The following is a 24,614-nucleotide window of genomic DNA, read 5'->3' on the forward strand; positions in this document are numbered from 1 at the left end:
TTTCTGTTCTCAATTCAAAAACTCCCGGCAAATTTCATTTCATTTCAGAAATCGATGTTTTTATCGAACCCACATTATTAGCACTGACTGCATCGTTATTCAACGGAACTAACTCAATCGCGCTGACTTCCGGCGGACAATAAAATCGTCCTGGAAAATAACACCCCAAACCGCGATTCACATAAAGTTGCAGATTGCCAACGCGATGCAACCCTTGTCCCCATTCCCAATGCTGCACGACGCGCGAACATTTTTCAAACAGCGGAATTTTTTTCCTTACCGCCAGAGGTAAATTGCGACGACCCCAAGGAACAACTAATTGCGGTAATAATCCTAACCCAGGAATGCCAATTTGTCCGCCGTGGGTGTGACCGGAGAGTTGCAGATCGACGCGCCAACGCTGTAAAATTTCGGCAGTGTCGGGATTGTGTGAGAGGACGATGCGGGGAACGGCGGGATCGAGTTGGTTGAAGACAGTGCTAGGACGAAATTTCCCCGACCAAAAATCAGCGAGTCCGACGATCGCGAATGCTTCATCAAAGGGATAAGCAATCTCATTACACAGGACTTTAATCCCGATCTCGGTTAGCGCTGCGGTAACTTTCTGCTTTGATTGAGGTTTATAAACATCGTGATTGCCCAAACAAGCATAAACCCCGGAGCGACTTTTTAGTTTTTTGAGCGCGCGAACCAGGGAACGGAGGGGGGTGGTCTTGTCGGTGATATAGTCGCCCGTCAGCAGGATTAAATCGGGATTTTCTCGATTCGCCGCTTCAATAACGCGGGCGAGTAGTTTATCGGAGAGACTCTCGCCGTCATAATGGAAATCAGAGAGTTGTACTAATTTTAAGCCGGTTAGGGCTGGAGGCAAATCGGCGATCGCGATTTTGAATCGTTCTACTTTTAAATCTTCTCTGAGAATTGGACGCATGAAGAGAGTGAATGGTTATTGGAGAATAGAGAATCAGGAGTGGAGAACCGTGCGTTACAAGCATAGCCTATCGATTTAGGGAATAGGAAAGATGACAGACTGTTCGCGGCGCTGCTGTCGGTGGGAAAATCGAGGATTAGTCCCCTATTTGGAAGCTTGGGCGTATCAGCGATCGCTTGTCGAAGCGCGCTTAGAAGCGCCCGCGCTTGAAGATGTCTTAGTATTAGTCGAACATCCGCCCGTTTATACGTTGGGGACGGGCGCAAGTTTAGAATTTCTTAAATTCGATCCCGCCCAAAGCGACTTTGAAGTGCATCGTATCGATCGCGGCGGCGAAGTGACGTATCATTGTCCCGGGCAAATTGTCGGCTATCCCATCCTCAACTTGCATTACTACCAAAAAGATTTGCACTGGTATTTGCGGCAACTCGAGGAAGTTATTTTGCGAACGCTGGCGGGTTATGGGTTACGAGGCGAACGGGTGGAAGGATTGACGGGCGTTTGGGTGGAAGGGTATAAAGTGGCAGCGATCGGCATTAAAGTCAAACGTTGGATTACCTTGCACGGATTTGCCCTCAATGTTTGCCCGGATTTAAGCGGATTTTCTTGCATCGTCCCCTGCGGAATTGTCGATAAACCCGTCGGCAGTTTAGCGCAATTTCTTCCCAATATTGAGTTAAAAAGCGTCCGCCGCGATCTCGCCCGTTCCTTCGCTGAAGTCTTCCAAATCGAACTCGTTCTCGCGGAAAATGGGTGAAATAAGGCAAGTATTTCCGATGGAATGCTGAACCAATCGAGTATACCGTCAACTATTGGGAGTAAAAATTATGTTCAAAAGAAGTCGAATCCTCGCTGTAACAATTTGTATAATAAGTTTAAGCGCGATCGGGGGTTGCAATATTGAAGCGAGTTCTTCCGACGGACAAGAGTCAAGAAATTCTAACTCCATAGATAGCTGGGAGAAGAGTTCTGGAACCATGATTGATTCACAATACAGCATCACTCAAAACAAGGGGAGTGGCAAAATTGGTAAACTTTCAGGTTCGATGTTTATTAATATCGCTCGAAAACCCCCTTTAAATACTCATCTCGCTCGAGAACTTCCTTCAAATTATCCTCCAGTCAATATCGAGATGCAAGTTATTGTCGGTAAAGGTTCGGTTAGAACGTCTCTGCGCACTCCCGACGGACAGATTATTACTGCTACTGCTTCTCCAGGTTCTCCAGCTAATCTCCAAGGACTTTCTAAAGCCGATTCATGGTCGCGGCTGCGCGTCAAGCTAGAAGCCTTAGAGGGGAGTGCAGAACAAATTGAATATACTTTCACCTATCGAGAGTAAAAATAAGGATTAACTCAATATCGTAACGCTAGAAAAGTAATTTTAGCTCTCTTAACTTTGTCGGATTGGAATAGCGATTATAAATTCCGTTCCTTCGCCGGGTGTAGAAACAAATTCTAGTTGACCGCGATGCTGTTCGGTGATAATTTGGTAACTGATAGCGAGTCCTAAACCCGTTCCTTTCCCTACTCTTTTAGTTGTAAAAAAGGGATCGAATAATCGAGATTGAATGCTTTCGGGAATTCCTAAACCGTTATCGGCAATCCGAATTTCTACGATTGCGTCCTGCGATTGTGATGTGCGAATGCGAATTTCTCCAGGAGATTTTTGACGCTCTTCTAAACTCAGCCGTTCGTTCCGTTCTTCGATCGCATCAATCGCGTTGGTGACAATATTCATAAACGCCTGATTGAGGTGGCTGGCGTAGCACTCGACGCGCGGCAAATATCCGTATTCGCGATAGACTCGGATATCGGAGTAGCTGCCCATTGTTTTCAAACGGTTTTGGAGAAGCAGGAGAGTGCTTTCAATTCCTTCATGAATATCCACCACTTTTTTCTCAGCTTCATCCATACGAGAAAAATTTCGTAAAGAGGTGACAATAGTTCGGATGCGTTCTGCCCCGACTTTCATAGATGAAAGGACATTAGGCAAATCGTACATCAGAAATTCAAGGTCAATCCGTTCTATTTTATTTTGAATTATATGACTGCTGTTAGGAAATTCCCGTTGATAGAGATCGACTAAATTCAATAAATCTTTAACGTAATTATCCGCATGACTGAGATTCCCGTAAATAAAATTGACGGGATTATTAATTTCATGCGCAACTCCCGCAACTAATTGCCCCAGACTCGACATTTTTTCAGTTTGGATCAGTTGCATTTGCGTGCGACGTAATTGTTTTAAAGTCTGCTCTAAGTTGCTCGCTTGCTCGGTCAGACGGGCTTCGACGCGCTTGCGATCGCTAATATCCCGAGCGATGTTGGCTAAAAATTCGACTTCTCCAGTTTCGGATTTTACCGCGATCGCAACTAAAGAAATCGGAATCTCCCGACCGTCTTGCTGCCGCAATAACCCTTCCCCTTCCCAAATACCCTCGCGAGTCAATTTTGCGAACCACTCTTCGGGAGCGAGAGCGGTTTCTGAGGGATAGATGACTTCCAGAAGATTGCGCTCGGAAAACTCTTCTTCCTGCGCTAATCCGCTCATTTTACGTCCGGCTTTGTTAATGTAAGTTAGAGTTCCTCGATCGTCGGCAATGCCGATGAAATCAGTCGTGGAGTCAATAATCGATAATAATTTTGCCTGCTCTTTTACGGCTTGATAGCGATCGCTAATATTGCGAGCAATCGTTGCTAGCGCAAGCGGTTCGCTCGTCTGAGTGTCTTTAATGACAAATAAGTTAAAGTCAATCGGAACAATATTGCCAGTTTGTAAATTTTGAAAGTGAAATTCCCCTTGCCAATACCCCTTCTCAAACACTTTCGGAAAAATTTGCTCCTGAAGAAAGAGGCGATCTGCTTCGGGGAAAAAATCCAAAAAATGCTTGCTCTGAGCAACTTCCAGCGTTTTTAGACCGATTAATCGCAAACTGGCGGGATTGAGAAAAATCGGCTCTCCATCCAAACTAATAATGCCGATCGCGTCGGAACTATTTGCCACTAAAGCCGCCAATTTTTGTAACTCTTCCTCAATTTGCTTGCGCTTAGAAATATCAATAGCCGAAACGAGAACGTGAGGCACGGAGCTATTGGTCAAAAATAAGGGTCTTTTGACCGTTTGCAAGCAAATTCGCTTGCCCGCTTTGGTTGTAACCCATTCTTCGGGAATAAATTGTTCCTTGAGGGAGGCGATTACCTCGCGATCTTGGCGGAGGAACATTTCAGCTTCTCGGGCGCTAGCGTGAACGTCGCTCATCGATTTACCCGTCAGGTTTTCGGGGGTTGTGTTGAAGGCGCGCGCGATCGCGCGGTTTGCCATCAAATAGCGACCGTTCCAGTCCTTAATGCACAGCCAATGCGGTGTTGTATCGAGCGTCGCTTGCAGGAGTTCTTGTTGCACTCTCAGGGCATCTTCTGCCTGTTTGGCGGGGGTAATATCTCGAGCGATCCCGTAAATTTGCTGGCGATCGAGCAGGGGAATTGTCGTCCAAGATAGCCATTTAAAGGAACCATCTTTGCAGCGATAGCGATTTTCCAGTTCGGGGGATTTTTGACCAGCGATCGCGCGATTGAAGAGAGCTAAGGTAGTTTCGAGATCGTCCGAATGCACGAAATTGAGAAAACGCTGACCGAGAAGTTCGGAGGATGTATATCCCAAAACCGTTTCCAACGGCGAGTTAACCGCTTGAAATCGACCGTCAAATCCAACTAAAACCATCATCGCGGGCGACATTTCAAAAATTTCATCCAACAGTGTTTTGCGAGCGATCTCTGCTGTAAAAATGAAGCCGCGCATTTCTCCGGAAGCGAGACACCAAGGAGCGATCGACCAGCGAACCCAAATTTGCGTTCCGTTCGGCAGTTGTAAGGATTGCCGAGGGCTGCGATATCGTTCCCCGCGCGCGCAATCATTTTCGATCTCTGCTCGAAAGGAGAATGGCGCGTTGAAGGTTTCGTCGTAGGATTTGCCAATCGCCTCGTGAGGTTTGAGTCCGAATTCTTCCAACCAACGATCGCTCGCCCTCAAACAGCACAAATTTTCGTCAAAGAGGGCGATGGTGACGGGTAAGTCTTCAAACGGTAACTCCGGCAATAGCCTGCCGGTCAAATGAGACTCGCTCGCGTCAAAATCCGCATTTCGCTCGTTCATGACTTTTTGGTGAAGAAGTTCGCTAACACACAGGGCGACATTGCTTACTTAACTATTGTCCCCAAACAGAGATTGTAATTATTTTCTCTCAAGGGGGAGAATTTTATCTCGCTCTCTTAATTTCCGGGCAAGGCGCTCCATTTTCTGGCTTTTCTGCCCTCGAATGCCGCTGGGTGAAATTTCATGTTAAACTAAGAATCGATCCGGACTTGCGCGATCGCAACGCCCAAACCTTGTCAGAACCGGAAGGTAGCAGCAATACGGGATGCTTGAGATAGGCGCAAACTCCGGGTCTTTTTAATGGGCAGTTTTTGGCGCAGACTTTATCCTAGAAGAAGGAGTCCATTCAATTTAAAGAGCGATAGGAGTCGAGCATTATGGCAGGCATTGGCAATTTCGTGCAAAAAGCCTTCTTTATGGGAGTCGGTTTGGCTTCCTACGCGGGAGAAAAAGCAACGACAAAATTTCAGGAGTTGCGATCGCAAGCCGAAAAACTGGCAGATGAAATGGTCAAGCGCGGCGAAATGACCGCCGATGAAGCCAGTAAGTTTGTAGACGAATTAGTCAAACAAGCCCAACAGCAAGCGGTTGAATCGCCCCAACCCAACAATTCGCAAGAACCTCGGCGCATTGAAATTCTCGATGATGAGGAATCCGCCTCGTCCTCAGCCACCTCCAATTCGGGAAGTGCCGATAATTTGCGCGCCCAAGTTCAAGCACTCCAAGACGAATTGCGTCGCCTCCAGCGCGATTAAGCCCAGACTCGCCCTTAATATTCCGTTATGTCCGGGTCGATGCCCAGTCAGATCGGTTAATTTAAGGAAAGATGGAGTCATTGAAATTTGCAGATAATGGATGATTGGTCGAAAGGCGTATTGGATTGGCTGGAAACCATGACCGTAGAGGTCGAGCAATTTTTTCAAGAGATAGGCGATGAAATGGAAGTTACCGTAGCTCGGGCTTACCAGTCGATTAGCGACAACGTTGACCAATTTTTGGATGAATTAGAAGACTTTTTCGAGCCGATTATTGTAGTTTATGGCGAATGGGATGCGATCGCTGACGATTTTGAGTCTCCCCTCGGTCGTAAAGTCGAACCCACCCTAGAACAGAATGCCGCTTGTATCGGTTGTCAGCACTATCACGGCTATATCCACGGCGGAAATTTGCTGGTGTGCGGAATGCACCCTTACGGTTGGGAAAGTTCTCAATGTCCGGATTGGGAAGGGATTGAATCTTAAGTAAAATTGCGATCGCCCTTTTCGACAAATTCATCCAGTTAACTGCTTTTAAAGCAACAATTTTTTAGACAAACAAAGTTTTTTAGAGTGTTATGGATCGAGTTGCGCCATCAACAATGAACGAACCGCTAAAGTACGGGGAACGATTGATTGAGGAAGGACAGTTAATTACCTTCCCTAACCCTCGCGTCGGGCGCAAATACGACATTCGCGTTACCGTACCGGAATTTACTTGCAAATGCCCCTTCTCCGGTTATCCGGACTTTGCGACGATTGAGATTCACTACTGCCCGGATGAGTCGGTGGTTGAGTTGAAAGCGATTAAACTTTATATCAACAGTTTCCGCGATCGCTACATCTCCCACGAAGAAGCCGTTAACCTAATCCTTGATGATTTCGTAGCAGCCTGCAATCCCTTAGAAGTCACCATTAAAGGCGATTTTAACCCGCGCGGCAACGTTCATACCGTTATTGAAGTTTCTCATAAAAAGTAAGAATTAAAACTTCAAAAACAAAGTTCGACTCGTTCGATTTCGCTGCGATTAACAGGTTGATAAAGCGTATTGCGTTCCCAAGACGGACGCTGAATCGAAGCAATTGCCGATCGCAATTGTTCCGGTTCCAGACAAGTCCCGCCCATCGCACCCGCCATCGTCGTAATATGTTCTTCCATCAACGTTCCGCCCAGATCGTTACAGCCCCATCGCAAAGCTTCCGTCGCCCCTTGTAAGCCCAATTTTACCCAACTCGGTTGATGATTAGAAATCCAATTTCCTAAGTAGAGTCGCGCCACCGCTGTTAAGTGTAAAACATCGCTTAAAATCGGTTGATCGCGTCCCACTCTTTTCCGCAGCGGCGCGGGCGCTTCTTGACCGACAAAGGGTAAAATAATAAACTCTGTTATTCGAGCGGGATAGTCATTTTTGATGGCTTTCTGTTGCAGTGTTCTTAGCTTTTCGAGATGATGAATTTGTTGTTCTGGCGTTTCAATATGCCCCGATAACATTGTACTGGTTGTCGGCATTCCCAAACGATGAGCCGTTTCGACAATCTCCAACCAAGTTTCACTATCGATCTTTTCCGGACAGATAATTTGCCGCACGCGATCGTCTAAAACTTCAGCCGCAGTTCCCGGCATCGAACCGACTCCCGCCTCTTGTAAAGCTGCAATTACCGTTTCATAACTCAAGCCATCTTCTCGCGCGATAAACTGAATTTCTTGAGGCGAAAAAGCGTGGAGATGGAGGAAGTAAAATTCGTTTTTAATGGTTTCAACCAGCTTTAAATAATAAGGTAAAGCTTTGCCGTCAATTTTCGCTTGTGGGTTCAATCCTCCCTGCATACAAATTTCCGTAGCCCCGCGTCGCACCGCATCGGCAGTTTTTTCGAGAATTTGTCCCCAGTTTAGCCAGTAGGCGGCGCGATCGCTAGCATCCCGCCGAAATGCACAAAAGTTGCAATGTTGTTCGCAAATATTTGTAAAATTTATGTTGCGATTGATAACGTAACTAACGCGATCGCCGCTTTGCTGTTGGCGCAAACGATCTGCCGCATTTTGAATTGCCTCAATACAATCCGGTTCGGTTTGCTGAAGGAGGAGAATTCCCTCGGCGGGCGATAACTCCTCGCAAGCTAGAGCGCGATCTAATATGACGCTAATCGGCAAGTGTTTCATAAAAATCGAGTAACAATATAGTAATTTAAAACTGATTAGTTAAAATGGGCAGGAGAGGTAAGTTTTTCTATTGTAAGTGAAAAAAATCCTGAAGCGCACGGTTGTATCCCTAAAGCCCTATCTGCGATGGGCTATTGTCGGGGCGACGTTATTTTTTTTAGCGAGTACGATTAGAAATAACTGGCAAGAAGTTGTTAACCTGCGTCTTGTGAGTTCGGGATGGGTGCGCCTCGCGATCGCATTTGGAATAACCTTAGTCGCTCATCTTTGGTCGGGTTGGGTTTGGGGCTGGATCTTAAAAGAGTTTAAGCAATCCGTCGGAATACTTTGGAGTATTCGCGTTTATTTAATAACCAATATTGCGAAATATCTCCCCGGTAATGTTTGGCATTTTTACGGCAGGATGAAAGCCGCTCGCAGTGCAGGGATTCCAAGCAGTATTGCCCTACTCAGCGTTCTGATGGAGCCGTTATTGATGGCTGCCGCTGCGTTATGCGTCGCTCTCTTCAGCCTTCCACAAGCCAACATCGGGCTGCAATTCATTATTTTCTTATCAATTTTGGTCGGATTTCATCCGCGAATTTTCAATCCCGTATTGAATTACCTGGCACGCCTTAAAGCGAAAAAAAAACAAGAGATTGAAACTTCTCTTTACTCGCAAAGATGGTTAAAACGCTATCCGATTCTCCCTTTCTTGGGGGAACTTGGTTTTATCGCTTTTCGCTGCGGTGGGTTTTTAGTGGCAATGTCCGCTTTGCGCCCCCTACAATCGCAGGAAATTCCAGCCTTGGTAAGCGCGTTCTGCTTGGCGTGGTTGCTGGGTTTAGTTATTCCCGGCGTACCCGGTGGAATTGGGGTATTTGAGGCTACCGCGATCGCGCTCTTGAAGACAAACTTCTCTCCAGGAATTATCATTAGCGTGGTTGCCCTATACCGTCTCATTAGTACCTTTGCTGAAGCGGTAGGAGCCGGACTTGCTTGGCTTTACAAGCCCACCTTCAAAACGTTTCCTTAGATGATTTGGTTCGTTTAAATCTATGAGTAACTCTTTATCTTCGCACTCCCCCGAAATTTCCCTCAATTTGCCTCTCCTCGGTCCAGATATTTCTGTTGTCGTTCCGATTTATAACGAAGTCGAGAGCATTCCGCGCTTGATTGACGCGATCGCAGATAGTCTAAAAGATACGAATCTAAGCTACGAACTGATCTGCGTCGATGACGGTTCTACCGATGGTTCCGTCGAACTGCTGCGCGAAAAAGTCGCTATAACACCTCATTTACGAGCCATCTTCCTGCGTCGCAACTACGGACAAACCCCCGCGATGTCCGCCGGATTCAACCATGCGCGAGGGCGCATCATTATCACTCTAGACGGCGACTTACAGAACGATCCTGCCGATATTCCGATGTTACTGGCCAAACTCGATGAAGGGTACGATCTCGTCAGCGGATGGCGCAAAAAACGCCAAGATGCCGCTCTCACGCGCTTGCTGCCCTCAAAAATTGCCAACTGGCTAATCGGTAAGATTACCGGTGTAAAGATTCACGATTACGGCTGTTCCCTCAAAGCCTACCGCTCGGAATTAGTTGCCGATATGCACCTCTACGGAGAATTGCACCGCTTCCTACCCGCTTTAGCGTTTATTGAAGGTGCGAGAATTACCGAACTGCCCGTGCGCCATCATGCGCGTCAGTATGGAAAAAGTAAATATGGTCTAGGACGCACGTTTCGCGTCGTTCTCGACCTCTTAACCGTCTTTTTTATGAAAAAGTTCCTCACGCGCCCGATGCACGTCTTTGGCTTCCTCGGTATTCTAGCGATTTTAGCGGGACTATTTTTAGGGTTCTATCTCACCTTTGTTAAGTTAGCCTTTGGAGAAAATATCGGCGATCGCCCCCTATTAATCCTATCGGTCGTTCTTCTATTAACCGGGGTTCAGTTATTTAGTATCGGTTTGCTCGGAGAACTGCTGATGCGAACCTACCACGAGTCCCAAGGCAGACCGATTTATCGCGTTCGGGAAGCGATCGAACATAAAGAGAAATGATGAATGCTGAATGATAAATGATGAATGATAAATGGTGAATGGTGAATGGTGAAAAATTAATTTGGCAATGAACGTCTCATAATTTTATCATCCATTATCCATTATCCATTATCCATTATCCATTCTCCATTCATTATCCATTATTCTTCCGTTCCGCTTCCGCCAACGCCTTACGGGGGGACTGACGATGGCGACGATACCAAGTCGCACCGCCGACTAAAAGACTGGTTAAGGTGAGGGCAAAAAGAATCGGTACGACATTCCCTTTTTTCAATGCTTGAATCCCCGCACCTATCATCACAAAAGGCAAAATTCCCGGTATCGTTCCGAGCAGCGTACCGATTAAATAATCGCGAAAACGAATTGACGTTAAACCGGCAGCAAAGTTAACAATTCCGTAAGGAATGAGGGGCAACAAACGGATGGCAAACATATAAAACAATCCCCCTTGCCGCATTTCCGCATCGATCGCTTCCCAGCGTCCTGCAAATTTTCGAGAAACCCACTCTCGTCCGACCGTGCGAGTAAAGGCAAAAGCAACGACGGCTGCGATAATTGCCGCTACGGTCGTCCACAGCGTCCCATCTCGAACGCCAAAAATTGCACCGCCACTGAGGTTAAGGGGGGTAGAGGGTAAGATTAAAAGGGTTCCGAGAGTATAAAGGAGAATATAAACAATCGGGGCCCAAATTCCCGCCTGCTGGAGCCAAATTTGAATCTGTTCTTGCTTAATTCCGCCCAACAGATAAACGCCGATTCCAGTGACGACGACGCAGAAAATAAACAGAAATATTGCTCCAGTTTTTGCTTTCAAAACTTGGTTCTCCTATTAGTCGTTTCCTTTGAATCCGTAAACATCGCGCACTAGATAAATCGGGCGACCTTTCACTTCTTCGTATACGCGCCCGATATATTCGCCAATAATCCCTAATGTAATCAGTTGAATGCCGCCTAAAAAGAGAACGGCAACGATAATCGAGGCATAGCCTGCGACATCAATCCCAAAAACTATTGTTCGCAATACGAGAAAACTTGCATAAATCAAAGAAACCAAGGAGATCGATAAACCGATATAACTCCAAATTTTTAAAGGCACAAAACTAAAAGAAGTAATGCCATCAATAGCAAAGTTCCATAGTTTCCAGTAGTTCCAGGTCGTCGTTCCTTTCAGACGCGGTTCGCGATCGAATAGAATAGAGGTTTGCTTGAAACCGACCCAAGCAAATAAACCTTTCATAAAGCGCGTCCGTTCGGGCAGTTGTTTGAGCGCTTCGACAACGCGACGGTCGAGGAGTCGAAAGTCTCCGGTGTCGCGGGGAATCGGAACGCGGCTCATTTTTCCGATCGCGCGATAAAAAGCATCGGCAGTGAAGCGCTTTAGCCAAGTTTCGCCTTGGCGCGATCGCCGCGTCCCATACACCACATCATACCCTTCTTCCCATTTTAAGACTAATTGTTCGATCAGTTCGGGCGGGTCTTGGAGATCTGCATCAATGGGAATGACAGCAGTACCCGTAGCGTAATCTAAGCCCGCTGTCAGTGCAATTTCTTTACCGAAGTTACGTGAGAGATTGATAATCTTTATAGCTGGATTGCGTTGGTGATGCGCGATCGCGCCCAGCAATGTATTATCCTTACTGCCATCGTTGATGCAAACAATTTCGTAACTCCTCCCCAGTTTGTCCAGAACGGTTTCCAGACGTTCAAACAAAGCATTAAGATTCGGTTCCTCATTATAAAGAGGAACGACAATCGACAGTTGAACCTCATCTGAGTCTGAGGACATGAGAGTCAGAGTTAAAAATTAAAAATAAAAAATAGGGATAGAGAGAGAAGAGTAAACGCGACCCTACAATTTTTGCTCTCTCCTATCCCGAATATTCTACGCCTCAATCGGCGTGCTGGCGATACCATTCAATTGTGTTTTTCAAACCCTGCCGAAAATCCGTCTCGGCAACAAATCCAAACGCTTCCTTGGCCCGCGTTGTATCCAAACAGCGACGCGGCTGACCGTTGGGTTTGTCGGTTTGCCAAACAATTTCGCCTTCAAATCCCATCAATTCGCAAATCGTTTCTACCAAATTGCGGATAGAAATTTCGGCATTGGTTCCCAGGTTCACGGGTTCGGAACTCTCATAAGCTTGCGTCGCCATGACAATCCCGCGCGCCGCATCGGTTGAATAAAGAAACTCGCGCGTCGGACTGCCATCGCCCCAAGCGGGTAATTGCTTGTCTCCGCGTTGCTGGGCTTCATAAACTTTGCGAATTAGGGCAGGAATGACGTGGGAACTGTCGGGGTTAAAATTATCTTCCGGACCGTAGAGGTTGACGGGTAGTAGGTAGATGCCATCAAACCCGTACTGCTGGCGATAAGCTTGTAATTGTACCAACAGAGCTTTTTTCGCAACACCGTAGGGGGCGTTAGTTTCCTCCGGATAGCCATTCCAAAGGTCGTCCTCCTTAAAGGGAACGGGAGTAAATTTGGGGTAAGCGCAAATCGTACCGACGCAGACAAACTTCTCCACGCCCGCTTGGTAAGCGGAGTGAATCAGTTGCGTCCCCATCATTAAGTTGTCGTAAAAAAGTTCGGCAGGTTTTTCTCGGTTTAACCCAATACCGCCGACATGGGCAGCGAGGTGAATAATGATATCGCAGTTAGCGGCAACTTTTTGACAGGCTTCTAAAGTTGTTAAGTCGAAATCGCGCGATCGCGGTACGGTTATTTTCTCAGCATCTGCCCCAGACCGCACGAGTTGTTCGACGACCTGTTTGCCCAAAAATCCAGCGCCGCCCGTAACGACGATCCGCTTTGCGCTCAAATCTAGCATGATATTCTGTCTAGTCCTCGATTTAGCAGCAGTCTTTTTAAGAATTCATCCCTATACAACGAAGCCAGAAGCAATCCAATAATTGCGAGCCTTAATCTAGAGACAGAGCCTCATCGGCTGACTTCTGACTTCATCCATCTGCTCGAAGTCTCCTTCAATCTACAGCACTGCCGACATTTTGCCGGATATAAGCATTATCCTTCAACACATTTTCCGAAGCCGAACCATTCGGAGACGACAACCCGAGGGCTGCCAAATCTGCATCGACCATTAACTTTGTCAGCCCCTCAAACGTTACCGACGGTTCCCAGCCCAACTTTTCTTTGGCCTTGGTCGGGTCGCCAATCAAGATATCGACTTCTGCCGGTCGCAGATAGCGCGCATCAAATTCGACGTAATCGTTCCAATCCAAATTGACATGACCGAAGGCAATATCGAGAAACTCTTTAATCGAATACGTTTCTCCCGTCGCGACGACGTAATCATCAGCAACATCTTGCTGAAGCATCAGCCACATTGCTCGCACGTAATCTTTGGCATAGCCCCAATCGCGCTTAGAATCCAAATTGCCGAGATAGAGCTTTTTCTGATGCCCTGCCACAATCCGAGCTAAAGCGCGCGTAATCTTGCGGGTCACGAAAGTTTCGCCCCGACGCGGCGACTCGTGATTGAACAGGATGCCATTGCAGGCAAACAAGTCGTAAGATTCGCGATAGTTTACAGTTTGCCAGTGAGCGTAAACTTTGGCGCAGGCGTAAGGACTGCGGGGATAGAAAGGAGTTGTTTCTTTTTGGGGAATTTCTTGGACTTTCCCGAACATCTCCGAAGAACCCGCTTGATAAAAGCGCATTTCATTGCCCGTGCGCTGCTGGTAGTCGCGAAGGGCTTCGAGAAGGCGCAAAGTGCCAAGACCGACAGCATCGACAGTGTATTCGGGAGAATCAAAACTGACGCGAACGTGGGATTGAGCGCCTAAATTATAAATTTCTGCGGGCTGGACGGCTTCTAAAAGTCTGCCCAAGGTTGTTCCATCAGTTAAGTCTCCGTAATGAAGAAATAACTTTGCCTCCGGGCTGTGCGGATCCTCATAAATATGATCGATGCGGTCGGTATTAAAGGTAGAAGTCCGGCGGATAATGCCGTGAACTTCATAGCCTTTCTCTAGCAACAACTCACTTAAATAAGAACCATCTTGACCGGTGATGCCAGTGATTAAGGCTCGCTTGGGTTGGCTCATGCTCAATTTTCCTGTTCCTAAAATGGTATTGTTCTAGCATCTTGCTAAAACGTTCGGGGCCGCTCTGCTTTATGTCAGTTGTAACTTAAGCTGCTGATTAAGCTCTCCCTAAGTTAACTTAAATTATTTGACAATGGCAGCGTCCCCGGGCAAACTCTCCTCTGCGGTTGGAGAGGGCAGTTTCTGTCCTTACTTACTATTCCCTCGTTGTCGATGGGAATTAATAGGCTCCGCGATCGCGCGGAAACACGATGATGCCAATCGTTTTAATGGCAATGAGTAAATCCAGCCACAAGTTGCGAGAATTGACATAATAGATATCCATTTGCACCCGGCGGTGGTAGGGAATATCGTTGCGTCCGGAGACTTGCCACAGACCCGTAATACCGGGGCGTATGGTCAAGACTTTATCGATATGATGTCCGTATTTGGTGAGTTCGTCGGGAACGAGCGGTCTCGGACCGATAACGCTCATATCTCCCATCAAAACGTTCCAAAATTGGGGAAATTCATCGAGACTGGTATATCTGAGGAATTTTCCGATCGCGGTAACGCGGGGATCTTGACGCAACTTATAGTCAGCATCAAATTCCTGGCGTAATTCGGGGGAGTTAGCGAGCATCTCGGCGAGCATCTCGTCGGCGTTGCTCACCATTGTCCTAAATTTGATACAGCCGAAGGGTTTAAAATTTTTCCCCACCCGTTTCTGGATGTAAAACACCGGCCCGGGGGAATTGATAGCAATCGCAGTTGCCAGCAATAAGTAAAGGGGAGAAAAAACAATCAAAACGGTTAGCGAAAATAGAACATCAAATAACCGTTTGGCGAAATTTCCGTTTAGAGTCTCCAAGAGTAATGACTCTTGCGACTTCCGCCTTGCTTCGGCTGCGAAAATACGTCTTTCTTTCGAGCCGCGCAAGATTTTAACGGAGACAAGTTGGCTATGAGCAGTCATCTTACTCCTTCACTTCAGTTCACTTCACACCACATGAATCCCGATCGTCTTGCCTACAAGATACCAGATGAGCGCGATTTCTCCAGGAATTCGACTAATCCGATCGAGGTTTCATCCATTTTAGGGCTTAAATTCCCGATCGGCGCGATCGAGAAACGCTAAATACTGCTCGCTAAATACATTTGGTGCGAATTTCAGCGCTTGCTGGCGACAATTTTCTGAGTGAAGGGCGGAACTGGAGTTCTCAAACTCTTGCACGGCGGCGATTAGACTGGCGGGGGTTTGCTCGGGAAAGAGCAAGCCGGTTCCCGTCTTAGGATAATCTCGAAAGTCGAGGACGGTTTCGGTTGCGCCGCCGACTCCGTAGGCAATGACGGGCGTGCCGCTGGCTTGGGCTTCGACGAGGGCAATGCCAAAGTCTTCGATAGCGGCGTAAACAAAGGCTTTGGCGCGCGCCATATAGTCTTCGACGACGCGGTTGGGCTGCGCGCCGAGGAGTTGAATGTTGGGTTGGGCAATTTTGCGAATGCGATCGAGTTCGGGTCCGGAACCGATAATAATCAGGGGGCGCTGGAGTTGGTTGAAGGCGCGGACGATGAGGGCGACTTGTTTGTAACTCACTAAGCGGCAAACAGTAAGGTAGAAGTCTTCTTTTTGCGGTTGAAAGCGAAAGCGCTCGACATCCACCGGGGGATAAATGGGGGTTGCTTCTCGTCGATAGCAGCGCCAAATCCGGCGGGCGGTATAGCGGGAGTTGGCGATGAAGTAATCGACGCGATTGGCGGAGATGACATCCCATTGGCGCAGGCGATGCAGGAGGTAGCGCGTCGCCCAACCGGGGAGTCCTTGTCCCATCCGACTGCTGTTGAGGTAATCGAAGGTTAAGTCCCAAGCGTAGCGCATCGGGGTGTGGCAGTAGCAGATGTGTAACTGCTGGGGGCGGGTTAATACGCCTTTGGCGACGGCGTGGGAGGAGGAGAGGATGATGTCGTACTCGCGCAGATCGAATTGCTCGATCGCGAGCGGTAATAAAGGTAAATACTTTTGTACGCCAGAGCGCGATCGCGGGAGATGCTGTAAAAAGGTCGTGCCGATTTTGCGCTCGAAAAGATAGCTATCGGGATTGCTCGATTCAAAATCAATCAGAGCATAAAGATCCGCTTCTACGATCTCTAAAATCGCGCGCACGACGAGTTCGGAACCTCCCGTCGCTTTCGGTGTCAACCATTCGTGTACCAACGCCGTTTTCATTGCCACTCCAGCGTTAAGGGGCGAGGCGATCGCTTACTTTTTGCCCATGCAATACTCATTCACGCCTTTCACTAATTCTGGCTCGGGTTGAGTGGCTCGCTGCAAGCTACTCAGCGCAGCTTCGGCTCCCGGACGGTCTTTCTTTTCATAGGCTTGGACGTAAGCTCGGGTCGCCTTAGAAATGTCTTGATACATATTGACAAAACCGTTGCGATACTCTTCAAGTGGCTCGTCACTAATTTGAAGAGCTTGCATTTCCTCCGCTGCTTTGTCCATTGCATCGGCTGCCTGCAAAATTGCTTGAGGTTCGTTAGTCTGTCCGTTATCGGTCAGTTGCGTGGCTTGATTGACAAATCGGTTGGCAGTTTGAATAATTCTGTCGCACTGAGCGACTTTACTCTCAGTACAACCGAAGGTCAGCAAAATTATTGCAGCGCTTGCGGCTCTTAACACCGCTCGGGACAAACAGAGCATCACTCCTCTCCGGATCGATAACGTTAGAATGGGCGGGGATTGGGGTTTAGCGTCCCAATTCCCAGGGAAAAACTCGAACCATCGAGCTTTCATGCCGAACTTTAAGTTTACACTGTACCCTAAAAATGAAAGTTCGTCGCGCCGCGATCGCGACCCGCGACAATTTCCGATTCAAACCGTTCTAAAGGTAGGATAAAAGACGATCTCGCGCTGATGGGGGCAACTCTGAATGTTGGAATCTCTGGATTTGGAACGCACTCTCGATAAAGAGACTTACGCCGCACAAATTGAAGAATTGATGTTGCAGTTGCGTTCGCTGCAATTAACCTGTCGGGAGAAAAAACTACCGGTTATTGTCGTCCTCGAAGGGTGGGCCGCCGCCGGAAAGGGCGCATTGGTCAAAAAAATGGTCAACTATATGGATCCGCGCGGTTTTGTCGTCCAATCCATCGTTGCCCCCACCCTACAAGAAGCAGCTTATCCATTTCTGTGGCGCTTTTGGCAAAAACTGCCCTCCCAAGGCGCGATCGCGATTTTTTATCATAGTTGGTACACCCACGTCCTCGAAGACCGACTTTTCAAGCGCTTGCTGCCCCCCGAAGCCCCCCAAGCAATGACCCAAATCAATGCCTTCGAGCGCCAGCTAGCTGATGATGACACAGCTATTGCTAAATTTTTTATTCATCTGTCTCGCAAAGAACTCAAAAAACGCCTCAAAAAAATGGGCGAGGATGAGCTTACGGCGTGGCGCGTTCGTCCTGAAGATTGGCAGCAAGCAAAACGTTACAAAGAATACAGCACTCTCGTTGAAGATATGCTAATGCAAACCAGTACCGGCGTTGCCCCTTGGACGCTAGTTGAAGGGAATTGCTCGCGCTGGACTCGGGTAAAAGTCCTATCCCAACTGGTCGCTACTTTAACCGAAGCCCTCGAACGGCAGGCCGTTCGCATTCCGCCGCCGAATTTGCCGCCGCAAAGCGAACTGTTGCCCACCGAACCCAATCTCTTAGCCGAAGTCGATCTCAGTGTCGCCCTCGACAAAGAGACTTACAAGCAAAAATTGCGAGCGGCGCAAATCGATTTACTCGCCCTCCAGCGCGCCATTTATCAAGAACGAATTCCCGTCGTGCTGCTGTTTGAAGGCTGGGATGCAGCCGGGAAGGGCGGTGCGATTAAACGCCTCACCGACAGTCTCGACCCGCGCAGCTATAAAGTGAATACCTACGCCGCCCCCACCAGCCAAGAAAAAGCCCATCACTATCTTTGGCGATTCTGGCGCGATCTCCCGCCCGATGGCATTATCGGGATTTTCGATCGCAGTTGGTACGGGCGCGTCTTAGTCGAGCGCGTCGAAGGGTTCGCAACCGATATCGAGTGGCGGCGCGCGTTTCAAGAAATTAACGAATTTGAGGCGCAGTTGCGAACCGCTGGCTACGTGCTAGTGAAGTTCTGGCTGCACATCTCTCAAGACGAGCAACTGCAACGCTTTGAAGCCCGGAAAAACAATCCGCTTAAAGCTTATAAACTGACCGAAGAGGATTGGCGCAACCGCGAACGCTATCCCCTCTACAACGTTGCTGTCAATCAGGCGATCGCGCGCACCAGTACGCCTATTGCCCCGTGGACGATTGTCCCCGGAAATGACAAGAATTATGCTCGCGTTTTTGTCATCGAAACTGCGATCTCCGCCATTAAAGCCCAATTAAAACAAAACTCTAAATAAAAATGTTTGTTTTTCGCAGCCAAGTGAACCGCTAATCGGGTATAAAGGACTTTGGGAGAAATGCTGGGAAACCTCTCCAGGAAGAAACAATAATTCATTGGGAACAGGGGTCAAATGTTTTTACTTCTGACACGGCTGCTATTATGGCTGCTGGTTGGCTACCTCATCTATTTCGTTCTCATCGCTTGGCTGACCGATCGGTGGCGGGCGATTATCGGCACGATCTTAATTTGGTTTACCCTGACCGTTGGCTTCTACGATCCCAGCTTTGTCGGGATGTCCTATTTGTGGGAAATACTTGCCTTTTTCCTCAAACCCCTCGGTCTGGCGATTATCTTAGTGTACGTCGGGCTGCAAAAGCTCTTGGACGATAAGGCCAAAGCCTTGGGACGCAAACTGATTATCAGCGGTTTGCTGGTACTGCTCGTGACGAGCAATCCTTTTTTGAGCTACAAAGCCGCCCAGCGAACCGAGTACGAGTGGACGCGCCTTAATGACATTCGTCGCGAGATTGCCCCGACGGTGAGGAAAAATGCTTCTGCGATTGTCTTAATCGGTCACGGGACAACCGATAGTGCCGTGTTAACCGGCAATCCCCGTTACAATCCCTCAGAACTGAACAATTTTAGTAACGGTTCTCGGATCGAATTGGGTGAATCTGGCGATCGCATCCTCTATACCGCCGCCCTCTATCGACAACAACGTCGCAACGCTTTTGCGCCTTTAGTAATCGTTGCCGCTGCCCCCCGAGAAAACTTAACCAGTAAAGAAATTCCCGTAGAAGCTGAAAAGATTGCCTCTCTGCTCGAACGTCTGGGCGTATCGAGCAGCGATATTATCCTGGAAACCGAAGGGAAAAATCTTCACGAGATTGCTCTCAATGTTAAAGAAATTTTGAGCGATCTCAATATCCCCAATCGACCGATTATGGTCGTAAACTCCGCCATGCACATGAGGCGCACGGCAACAGCGTTTATGGCGGTTAAATTAAATGTAATCTCTCGTCCGACCGACTTTCATACCGCCCAGCCTCCCCAATCGCCCGATCGCCGCATCGGAGTGACTGACTTTATTCCCACAGCCGATGCTCTCGCTTTGATGAGTAAAGTGGTAGAAGAATATTTGGGGCTAATTTATTACTTCCTACGCGGTTGGGGCGAACCCATTGTTATTTAACAGACGAGGGATCGCGAATGATTGACCCTGAATGACAGTGATTTGAGGCGGGTGGCGTTTCCCACCCTACGAAATCTTGGTAGGGACGTTACCAATCAACACGCCTACAGCCCAGCAATTCTTTCGGATTGGGTGTGTTATTCGACTAAACTCCAACCGAGTTTCTGGCTACAATCAAAGCGCTCAAACAATTAATAACTGATGAGTGAACTGCGCGTACTCTGCCTTGGAGAAATATTATTCGATCGCCTTGCCGACCAACCCGGGCGAGAAATCGAAGAAGTGGAATCGTGGACGGATTACCCCGGTGGCGCGCCTGCTAACGTCGCTTGCGGGCTGGTGAAATTAGGAACGCCCACCGCTTTTATCGGTTGCATTGGTGAAGATCCGGTCGGAACGGAACTTTTTTCGGTGTTGGAGTCGGCGGGCGTGGAGACAATGGGAGTTCAACGCCATCCCACCGCACCGACGCGAAAAGTGTACGTGGTGAGATCGGAAAATGGCGATCGCGCTTTTGCTGGTTTCGGCGATCTGCCCGCTGATGCTTTTGCTGATGCTTATTTACAAGCCGATGCGCTGCCGGAAAATCTGTTTCAAGTGGCGGATTTTTTGGTACTGGGGACGTTAGAACTCGCTTACCCAGAAACGCGGAAGGCAGTCTTTCGCGCTCTGGAATTTGCAGATCGGCATAACGTTAAAATCGTCGTTGATTTTAACTGGCGACCGATGTTTTGGAGGGATGAAAGTGAAGCGAGATCGCACATCCACGATTTGTGGCCTTATGTGGATTTCCTGAAAATGACGGATGAAGAAGCCCAAAAAGTTTTTGGGACGGAAGATGCGGGCGCGATCGTGCGTCGATTAAACTCCGTTGAAGGCGTTCTCATCACTGCGGGCGGCGATAAGCCCGTGAGTTATTGCATCAGTGAAACCGAAGGTCGCGTCGATCCCTTCGCAGCGAATGTCAGCGATACCACTGGGGCGGGCGATGCCTTTTTAGCTGCTTTCCTCCATCAACTGTGCCAGCGCGGGATCGCTTGCTTGCAAAATCCAGACATGGCTCGCGAAATCGTTACTTATGCTTGTGCGGCGGGGGCTTTAACGACAGAGAGACCGGGCGCGATCGCCGCTCAGCCTACAGCGGGCGAAGTGGAAGCCTTTCTCGAACGCCATCCGAATTAGGGGCAAGTTTACGGGGGTTAGTCGCTCAATTTTTAGGCAATAATTAGGTTGCTCGGACGACGCATGAATTTAAGGCAAAAATTACATGAGTCCTGAAGATTTGTAGTGCAGAATACCAAATTTTTGCCGAGCTTTACCTACCCTTAAGTCAAGCGAACGCAATAAAAAGTAACGACCGAGGCTTTACCGAATTGCGATATGTTGACCGTTCCCAATTACAGAACTCAAAAATCCAATGATAGCGGCAAAGGGTGTAGGTAAAGTCTATTTAGTTGGGGCGGGGCCGGGAGATCCGGGCTTGCTAACCGTGAAGGCAAAGGTATTATTAGAATGCGCCGATGTTGTCGTCTACGATGCCCTCGTCAGCCCGGAAATTATTAACTTAATTAGCCCGCACGCCGAGCAAATTAATGCGGGCAAACGTCGCGGCCGTCATTCGTTACCCCAAGAAGAGACGACGCAATTGTTAATCGAACAAGCGCAAACTCATGCGGTTATCGTTCGTTTGAAAGGCGGGGATCCCTTTGTGTTCGGGCGCGGCGGCGAGGAAATGGAAGATTTGATCGCGGCGGGCGTTCCAGTGGAAGTCGTACCGGGGATTACGTCGGGGATCGCCGCCCCCGCTTATGCCGGGATTCCTCTGACTCATCGCAACTATAGTTCTTCGGTCACGTTTGTAACGGGACACGAAGCGGCGGGGAAATATCGCCCGCAGGTGAATTGGTCCGCGATCGCGCAAGGTTCGGAAACGACGGTGATTTATATGGGCGTTCACAACCTCGGTTATATTATCGAACAGTTTATCGCCGCCGGACGCAGCCCCGAAACGCCGATCGCGCTGATTCGCTGGGGAACGCGCCCAGATCAAGAGCAGTTAATTGGGACGCTAGAGACGATTGTAGAGCAGGTCGAGGCGACGGGGTTTGAAGCGCCCGCGATCGTTACGATTGGGGAAGTTGTCAATTTGCATTCGGTTTTAGCGATTAAATAGGGGATCGGCAAGCGGGCGATTTCCTGGGTGCAAGTGCAGTTCTTTTTAAGAGCGGCGAGATAATTCGATCGGCTTGCGAATCGATTGCAGGCTAAGATAAACCTTGGTTCCTGCTTGCAGTGCGATACGATTTGTCCCAATGTCGATTCGATTATTCTCCCTCGGCGGGTTCGTTCTGATCCCTTTATTTTTGTTTTCCGCGATCGCGATCGCGTTGATTGTCGAGCGCTTATACTTTTGGTGGCGCATTCAAAAGTATCAAATCCCCGTTATCCGAGAGTTTCTGCTGCTTTACCCGGAAAACCCGCTAGCAGCTATTGCGAGTTTGGAGAAAAACGAAAACTTGCCGATGGCGCGCATTTTTTTAGCGGCTTTGGAACTGAAGGAACCAACGCCAGAAGATTTGCGATTGGCGTTAGAAAGTGCAGCGCAAGCTGAAATTTTGCTTTTTAAACGCTTTAATACGATTTTTGAAACCATTATTGCGGTTGCGCCTCTCTTAGGACTGTTGGGAACGATTTTAGGATTAATTGAGGCGTTTGCAAATTTGAAGTTAGGGGATGTGGGGGGAACCAATCCATCGCAAGTTAGTTTTGGAATTAGCGATGCGCTCATTACCACAGCAGTGGGTTTAATTGTTGCAATCTTTACGCTTTTATTTGCGAATTATTTTCGAGGTTTGTATCGTCAACAGCTATCGTTAATCCAAAGATATGGCGGTCAATTTGAACTGTTTTATCGCCACTTTTACCACAATAAAAATAAGAATTTATAATAAGAAATATAGCGCTACTTTCTTTTTATTATACGTTTCTTGACGCACAAAAGTCTTAGCTGGTGGGCGCTGCCCACCCTACCCAATGTCCTTTTACCACAATAAAAAGGCGATATAATTTCATTATTTATTATTTATCATTCATTATTCATTATTTTAAAAGCGCGCCTTAGCTGAGTTTAGCTTTCCCTTCGTAAACCTCTGAGGACTAGACGGCTTAACTCAAGCGGGCTCGGGCTACCCCGGTTCATTCACTTCGAGGAAGTCAAACTGGAATACTGGGGTAGCCCGAAGCCCGTACAGTCAAGAGACGGCTAGTGAAGCATGGCTGAACTGAACGCAAGGGCGGCGATCGCACCGTCCGGATTGCAAGGTTAATTCTAAAAGCTGACTCGCGGGCGCGCGATCGCTATTTTAATCGAAAACCCGAGTTTCGGCAATGCGATCGCGCTGACGATGGTAGAATCCGATCGCACCGCTCGGAGGGGGAGGATGGGCGCGTTTATTTTAGGATTGATGCTGGGAGTTTTGGCAGGGGTTGCGATCGCGTTTGGGTTATCTCGCAAGCAGCTTGCTGAAGCCGAACGAGAGAAACAATTGGCGCTGCGACAACAGCGGGAAGTTTTAGAGGGCGATCGCGAATTGCGCTTGCGATCGCTTTCCCAAACCTTGCAAGCCGATTGCAATTTAAGATTGCAAGCGCAAGAATTAGCGTTGAAAGCCAAGATTTCTGCTATAGAAGCTCGGAATCGGCAACAATTAGACGAACGCGAAACTACTCTTTTAGCGCCGGAACTGACCGAACCCGAACTCGAACCGCTTAACAATTTTCAGCAGTACGAATCTTTACTCGATCTTCTCGATGAAGATGAAGAAACAGAAGATTAAACTAATGATGAATTTCTAAACTTAAAACATAACATCCTAACTGCAACTGGTCTGCCCACAGTTCGTACTCGATACGCAAACTATGAGGCAAAGGACTACCTTCAAGAATCAAACTGCGCGTAAAATTCCGCAAGCGAAATGCACCTCGCGCGTTATTCATATCTTCATACAGCCAATAGCGAGTTATCCCATAAACTCCCTGTTCCCAAAAGTGACGATAGCCTAACTTGCCATTGCCTTGCATCGTCATAATGGCGCGATAAGGAGAAAGTTCCAGCCATAGCAGTCCCTTATTCGTCTCCAAAGCGGAAGGCTCGGATTGGGGCGATTCCGAAGGAATTTCCAAGGTAGAAACGGGAAACGGTGCTTGGTTTAGAAGCAAGTGAAAGCGATCGCGATCTTTTTGATATAACGTTGCAGCCGTCTCTACCGTAAACCAAATCGGCAGATCGAGAGAAATCAACGACAAACAAACCGGCCTGCGATGATGGGTTAGCATTTCTGAGGTTAGGGTGTAGAGTTTATGTTTGGAGCTTGAGCGCTGGGAGAAAGCGGGTGAGTGCAAAAAAGATATTCCTCAACCACTCGGTTCCCAATCAAATGTTCCTGAATAATCCGTTCGATCGCATCGGGTGTAGCATTTCTATACCAAACACCATCTGGATAGACCAGTAGGATCGGACCGGCGGCGCAAACCCGCAAGCAATTCGCCTTGGTGCGAAAGACGTAAGGCGAATCGAGTTTTTTGGGCGAGTCCAGTCCTAATTCGCTCAAGCGCCGTTTCAGATAATTCCACGCTTGCAAGCTGACTTCTTTCGAGCAACACAGAGGTTTTGTTTGATCCGCACAAATAAAAATATGTCGTTCGATGCGCTCGATCCCCAATTGTTCCACACTCTGGCTTAAAACCTCTTTAATGGGAGGTAGCTGGGTTTGATTGGCATCATCGTCGATCTGCACCATAAGTCTTGTTACCGGAGGAATCTTGACAACTCCCCTTGCTTGATACAAAGACAGCCGCTAACAACACCATAGCAAATGTCTGCTCGGATTCTACATCTGCCTTCGCTCTCGTCCTACCCCAA

25 protein-coding genes and 1 other RNA gene are annotated in these 24,614 nt (G+C 48.1%); 14 read left to right on the forward strand and 12 right to left on the reverse strand.

Annotated elements, in window-relative coordinates; translation table 11 throughout:
- Positions 1 to 34: 34 nt before the first annotated feature.
- The gene (locus H6G50_RS21245; RefSeq protein ID WP_190721059.1) at positions 35 to 931 is read right to left on the reverse strand and encodes a metallophosphoesterase; all 897 of its coding nucleotides are present in this window, start codon (positions 929 to 931) and stop codon (positions 35 to 37) included.
- 91 nt (positions 932 to 1,022) lie between these two features.
- On the opposite strand from H6G50_RS21245, the gene lipB reads away from it, so the two are divergent.
- Positions 1,023 to 1,688 (forward strand): lipoyl(octanoyl) transferase LipB, encoded by a 666-nt coding sequence (lipB, locus tag H6G50_RS21250; RefSeq protein WP_190721063.1) that lies wholly within the window; start codon positions 1,023 to 1,025, stop codon positions 1,686 to 1,688.
- Between the two features lie 70 nt (positions 1,689 to 1,758).
- Positions 1,759 to 2,271: a hypothetical protein gene (locus H6G50_RS21255; protein ID WP_206756589.1), complete on the forward strand. Its 513-nt coding sequence runs from the start codon at positions 1,759 to 1,761 to the stop codon at positions 2,269 to 2,271.
- Positions 2,272 to 2,322: 51 nt separating this feature from the next.
- Here H6G50_RS21255 and H6G50_RS21260 read toward each other — a convergent pair whose 3' ends face one another.
- Positions 2,323 to 5,085 carry a PAS domain S-box protein gene (locus H6G50_RS21260; RefSeq protein ID WP_190721068.1) on the reverse strand — a complete coding sequence of 921 codons (2,763 nt, stop codon included), beginning with the start codon at positions 5,083 to 5,085 and terminating at the stop codon, positions 2,323 to 2,325.
- Between the two features lie 200 nt (positions 5,086 to 5,285).
- Between H6G50_RS21260 and ffs the strand changes: the two genes are divergently transcribed.
- From ffs to queF, 4 genes are all read left to right on the forward strand, one after another.
- Positions 5,286 to 5,382, forward strand: an RNA gene (gene ffs / locus H6G50_RS21265) — signal recognition particle sRNA small type.
- An 80-nt stretch (positions 5,383 to 5,462) separates the two neighbouring features.
- The gene (locus H6G50_RS21270; RefSeq protein WP_190721071.1) at positions 5,463 to 5,840 is read left to right on the forward strand and encodes a hypothetical protein; all 378 of its coding nucleotides are present in this window, start codon (positions 5,463 to 5,465) and stop codon (positions 5,838 to 5,840) included.
- A gap of 96 nt (positions 5,841 to 5,936) precedes the next feature.
- On the forward strand, positions 5,937 to 6,326 hold the full coding sequence (locus H6G50_RS21275) for a hypothetical protein (protein WP_190721074.1): 390 nt from the start codon (positions 5,937 to 5,939) through the stop codon (positions 6,324 to 6,326).
- Between the two features lie 92 nt (positions 6,327 to 6,418).
- Positions 6,419 to 6,820, forward strand: a complete 402-nt coding sequence (gene queF, locus H6G50_RS21280) for a preQ(1) synthase (protein WP_190721076.1) — start codon at positions 6,419 to 6,421, stop codon at positions 6,818 to 6,820.
- 11 nt (positions 6,821 to 6,831) lie between these two features.
- Here the strand turns inward: queF and cofH are convergent, their stop codons facing one another.
- A complete protein-coding gene (gene cofH / locus H6G50_RS21285; protein WP_190721079.1) occupies positions 6,832 to 8,001 on the reverse strand; it encodes a 7,8-didemethyl-8-hydroxy-5-deazariboflavin synthase subunit CofH in 1,170 nt (389 codons plus the stop codon).
- A 76-nt stretch (positions 8,002 to 8,077) separates the two neighbouring features.
- Here cofH and H6G50_RS21290 point away from each other — a divergent pair, with 76 nt between their 5' ends.
- A complete protein-coding gene (locus H6G50_RS21290; protein WP_190721083.1) occupies positions 8,078 to 9,016 on the forward strand; it encodes a lysylphosphatidylglycerol synthase domain-containing protein in 939 nt (312 codons plus the stop codon).
- Between the two features lie 22 nt (positions 9,017 to 9,038).
- Entirely contained in the window at positions 9,039 to 10,049 is a 1,011-nt protein-coding gene (locus H6G50_RS21295; protein ID WP_190721086.1) for a glycosyltransferase family 2 protein, read from the forward strand.
- Positions 10,050 to 10,182: 133 nt separating this feature from the next.
- Here H6G50_RS21295 and H6G50_RS21300 read toward each other — a convergent pair whose 3' ends face one another.
- The 7 genes from H6G50_RS21300 to H6G50_RS21330 all read right to left on the reverse strand — a co-directional run bounded on the left by H6G50_RS21300 (position 10,183) and on the right by H6G50_RS21330 (position 16,794).
- Positions 10,183 to 10,863, reverse strand: coding sequence for a TVP38/TMEM64 family protein (locus H6G50_RS21300; protein WP_190721090.1), 681 nt, complete (start codon positions 10,861 to 10,863; stop codon positions 10,183 to 10,185).
- A gap of 15 nt (positions 10,864 to 10,878) precedes the next feature.
- Positions 10,879 to 11,835 (reverse strand): glycosyltransferase family 2 protein, encoded by a 957-nt coding sequence (locus H6G50_RS21305; protein ID WP_190721093.1) that lies wholly within the window; start codon positions 11,833 to 11,835, stop codon positions 10,879 to 10,881.
- A 103-nt stretch (positions 11,836 to 11,938) separates the two neighbouring features.
- Complete coding sequence (locus H6G50_RS21310) at positions 11,939 to 12,877, reverse strand: GDP-L-fucose synthase (RefSeq protein WP_190721096.1); 939 nt, start codon at positions 12,875 to 12,877, stop codon at positions 11,939 to 11,941.
- Between the two features lie 154 nt (positions 12,878 to 13,031).
- A complete protein-coding gene (gmd, locus tag H6G50_RS21315; protein WP_190721099.1) occupies positions 13,032 to 14,114 on the reverse strand; it encodes a GDP-mannose 4,6-dehydratase in 1,083 nt (360 codons plus the stop codon).
- A 220-nt stretch (positions 14,115 to 14,334) separates the two neighbouring features.
- Positions 14,335 to 15,069, reverse strand: a complete 735-nt coding sequence (locus H6G50_RS21320; RefSeq protein ID WP_190721102.1) for a sugar transferase — start codon at positions 15,067 to 15,069, stop codon at positions 14,335 to 14,337.
- 120 nt (positions 15,070 to 15,189) lie between these two features.
- Positions 15,190 to 16,320 carry a glycosyltransferase gene (locus tag H6G50_RS21325; protein ID WP_190721105.1) on the reverse strand — a complete coding sequence of 377 codons (1,131 nt, stop codon included), beginning with the start codon at positions 16,318 to 16,320 and terminating at the stop codon, positions 15,190 to 15,192.
- A 33-nt stretch (positions 16,321 to 16,353) separates the two neighbouring features.
- The gene (locus H6G50_RS21330; RefSeq protein ID WP_190721107.1) at positions 16,354 to 16,794 is read right to left on the reverse strand and encodes a hypothetical protein; all 441 of its coding nucleotides are present in this window, start codon (positions 16,792 to 16,794) and stop codon (positions 16,354 to 16,356) included.
- Positions 16,795 to 17,023: 229 nt separating this feature from the next.
- On the opposite strand from H6G50_RS21330, the gene pap reads away from it, so the two are divergent.
- The 6 genes from pap (at position 17,024) to H6G50_RS21360 (ending at position 23,529) form a co-directional block, all read left to right on the forward strand.
- Entirely contained in the window at positions 17,024 to 18,517 is a 1,494-nt protein-coding gene (gene pap, locus H6G50_RS21335) for a polyphosphate:AMP phosphotransferase (RefSeq protein WP_190721109.1), read from the forward strand.
- A 114-nt stretch (positions 18,518 to 18,631) separates the two neighbouring features.
- Positions 18,632 to 19,693, forward strand: a complete 1,062-nt coding sequence (locus H6G50_RS21340; protein WP_190721112.1) for a YdcF family protein — start codon at positions 18,632 to 18,634, stop codon at positions 19,691 to 19,693.
- A 201-nt stretch (positions 19,694 to 19,894) separates the two neighbouring features.
- Positions 19,895 to 20,875 (forward strand): carbohydrate kinase, encoded by a 981-nt coding sequence (locus H6G50_RS21345; RefSeq protein ID WP_190721115.1) that lies wholly within the window; start codon positions 19,895 to 19,897, stop codon positions 20,873 to 20,875.
- Positions 20,876 to 21,110: 235 nt separating this feature from the next.
- A complete protein-coding gene (gene cobA / locus H6G50_RS21350) occupies positions 21,111 to 21,866 on the forward strand; it encodes a uroporphyrinogen-III C-methyltransferase (RefSeq protein ID WP_190721118.1) in 756 nt (251 codons plus the stop codon).
- A 139-nt stretch (positions 21,867 to 22,005) separates the two neighbouring features.
- Positions 22,006 to 22,641, forward strand: a complete 636-nt coding sequence (locus H6G50_RS21355) for a MotA/TolQ/ExbB proton channel family protein (RefSeq protein WP_190721121.1) — start codon at positions 22,006 to 22,008, stop codon at positions 22,639 to 22,641.
- A gap of 456 nt (positions 22,642 to 23,097) precedes the next feature.
- Complete coding sequence (locus H6G50_RS21360; RefSeq protein WP_190721124.1) at positions 23,098 to 23,529, forward strand: hypothetical protein; 432 nt, start codon at positions 23,098 to 23,100, stop codon at positions 23,527 to 23,529.
- A gap of 1 nt (position 23,530) precedes the next feature.
- Here the strand turns inward: H6G50_RS21360 and H6G50_RS21365 are convergent, their stop codons facing one another.
- The gene (locus tag H6G50_RS21365; RefSeq protein ID WP_190721127.1) at positions 23,531 to 24,028 is read right to left on the reverse strand and encodes a hypothetical protein; all 498 of its coding nucleotides are present in this window, start codon (positions 24,026 to 24,028) and stop codon (positions 23,531 to 23,533) included.
- Between the two features lie 8 nt (positions 24,029 to 24,036).
- The gene (locus H6G50_RS21370) at positions 24,037 to 24,492 is read right to left on the reverse strand and encodes a ferredoxin (protein WP_190721130.1); all 456 of its coding nucleotides are present in this window, start codon (positions 24,490 to 24,492) and stop codon (positions 24,037 to 24,039) included.
- Positions 24,493 to 24,614: the final 122 nt, after the last annotated feature.

Origin of the sequence: Oscillatoria sp. FACHB-1406 (assembly GCF_014698145.1) — a bacterium.
Lineage (GTDB): Bacteria > Cyanobacteriota > Cyanobacteriia > Cyanobacteriales > Spirulinaceae > FACHB-1406.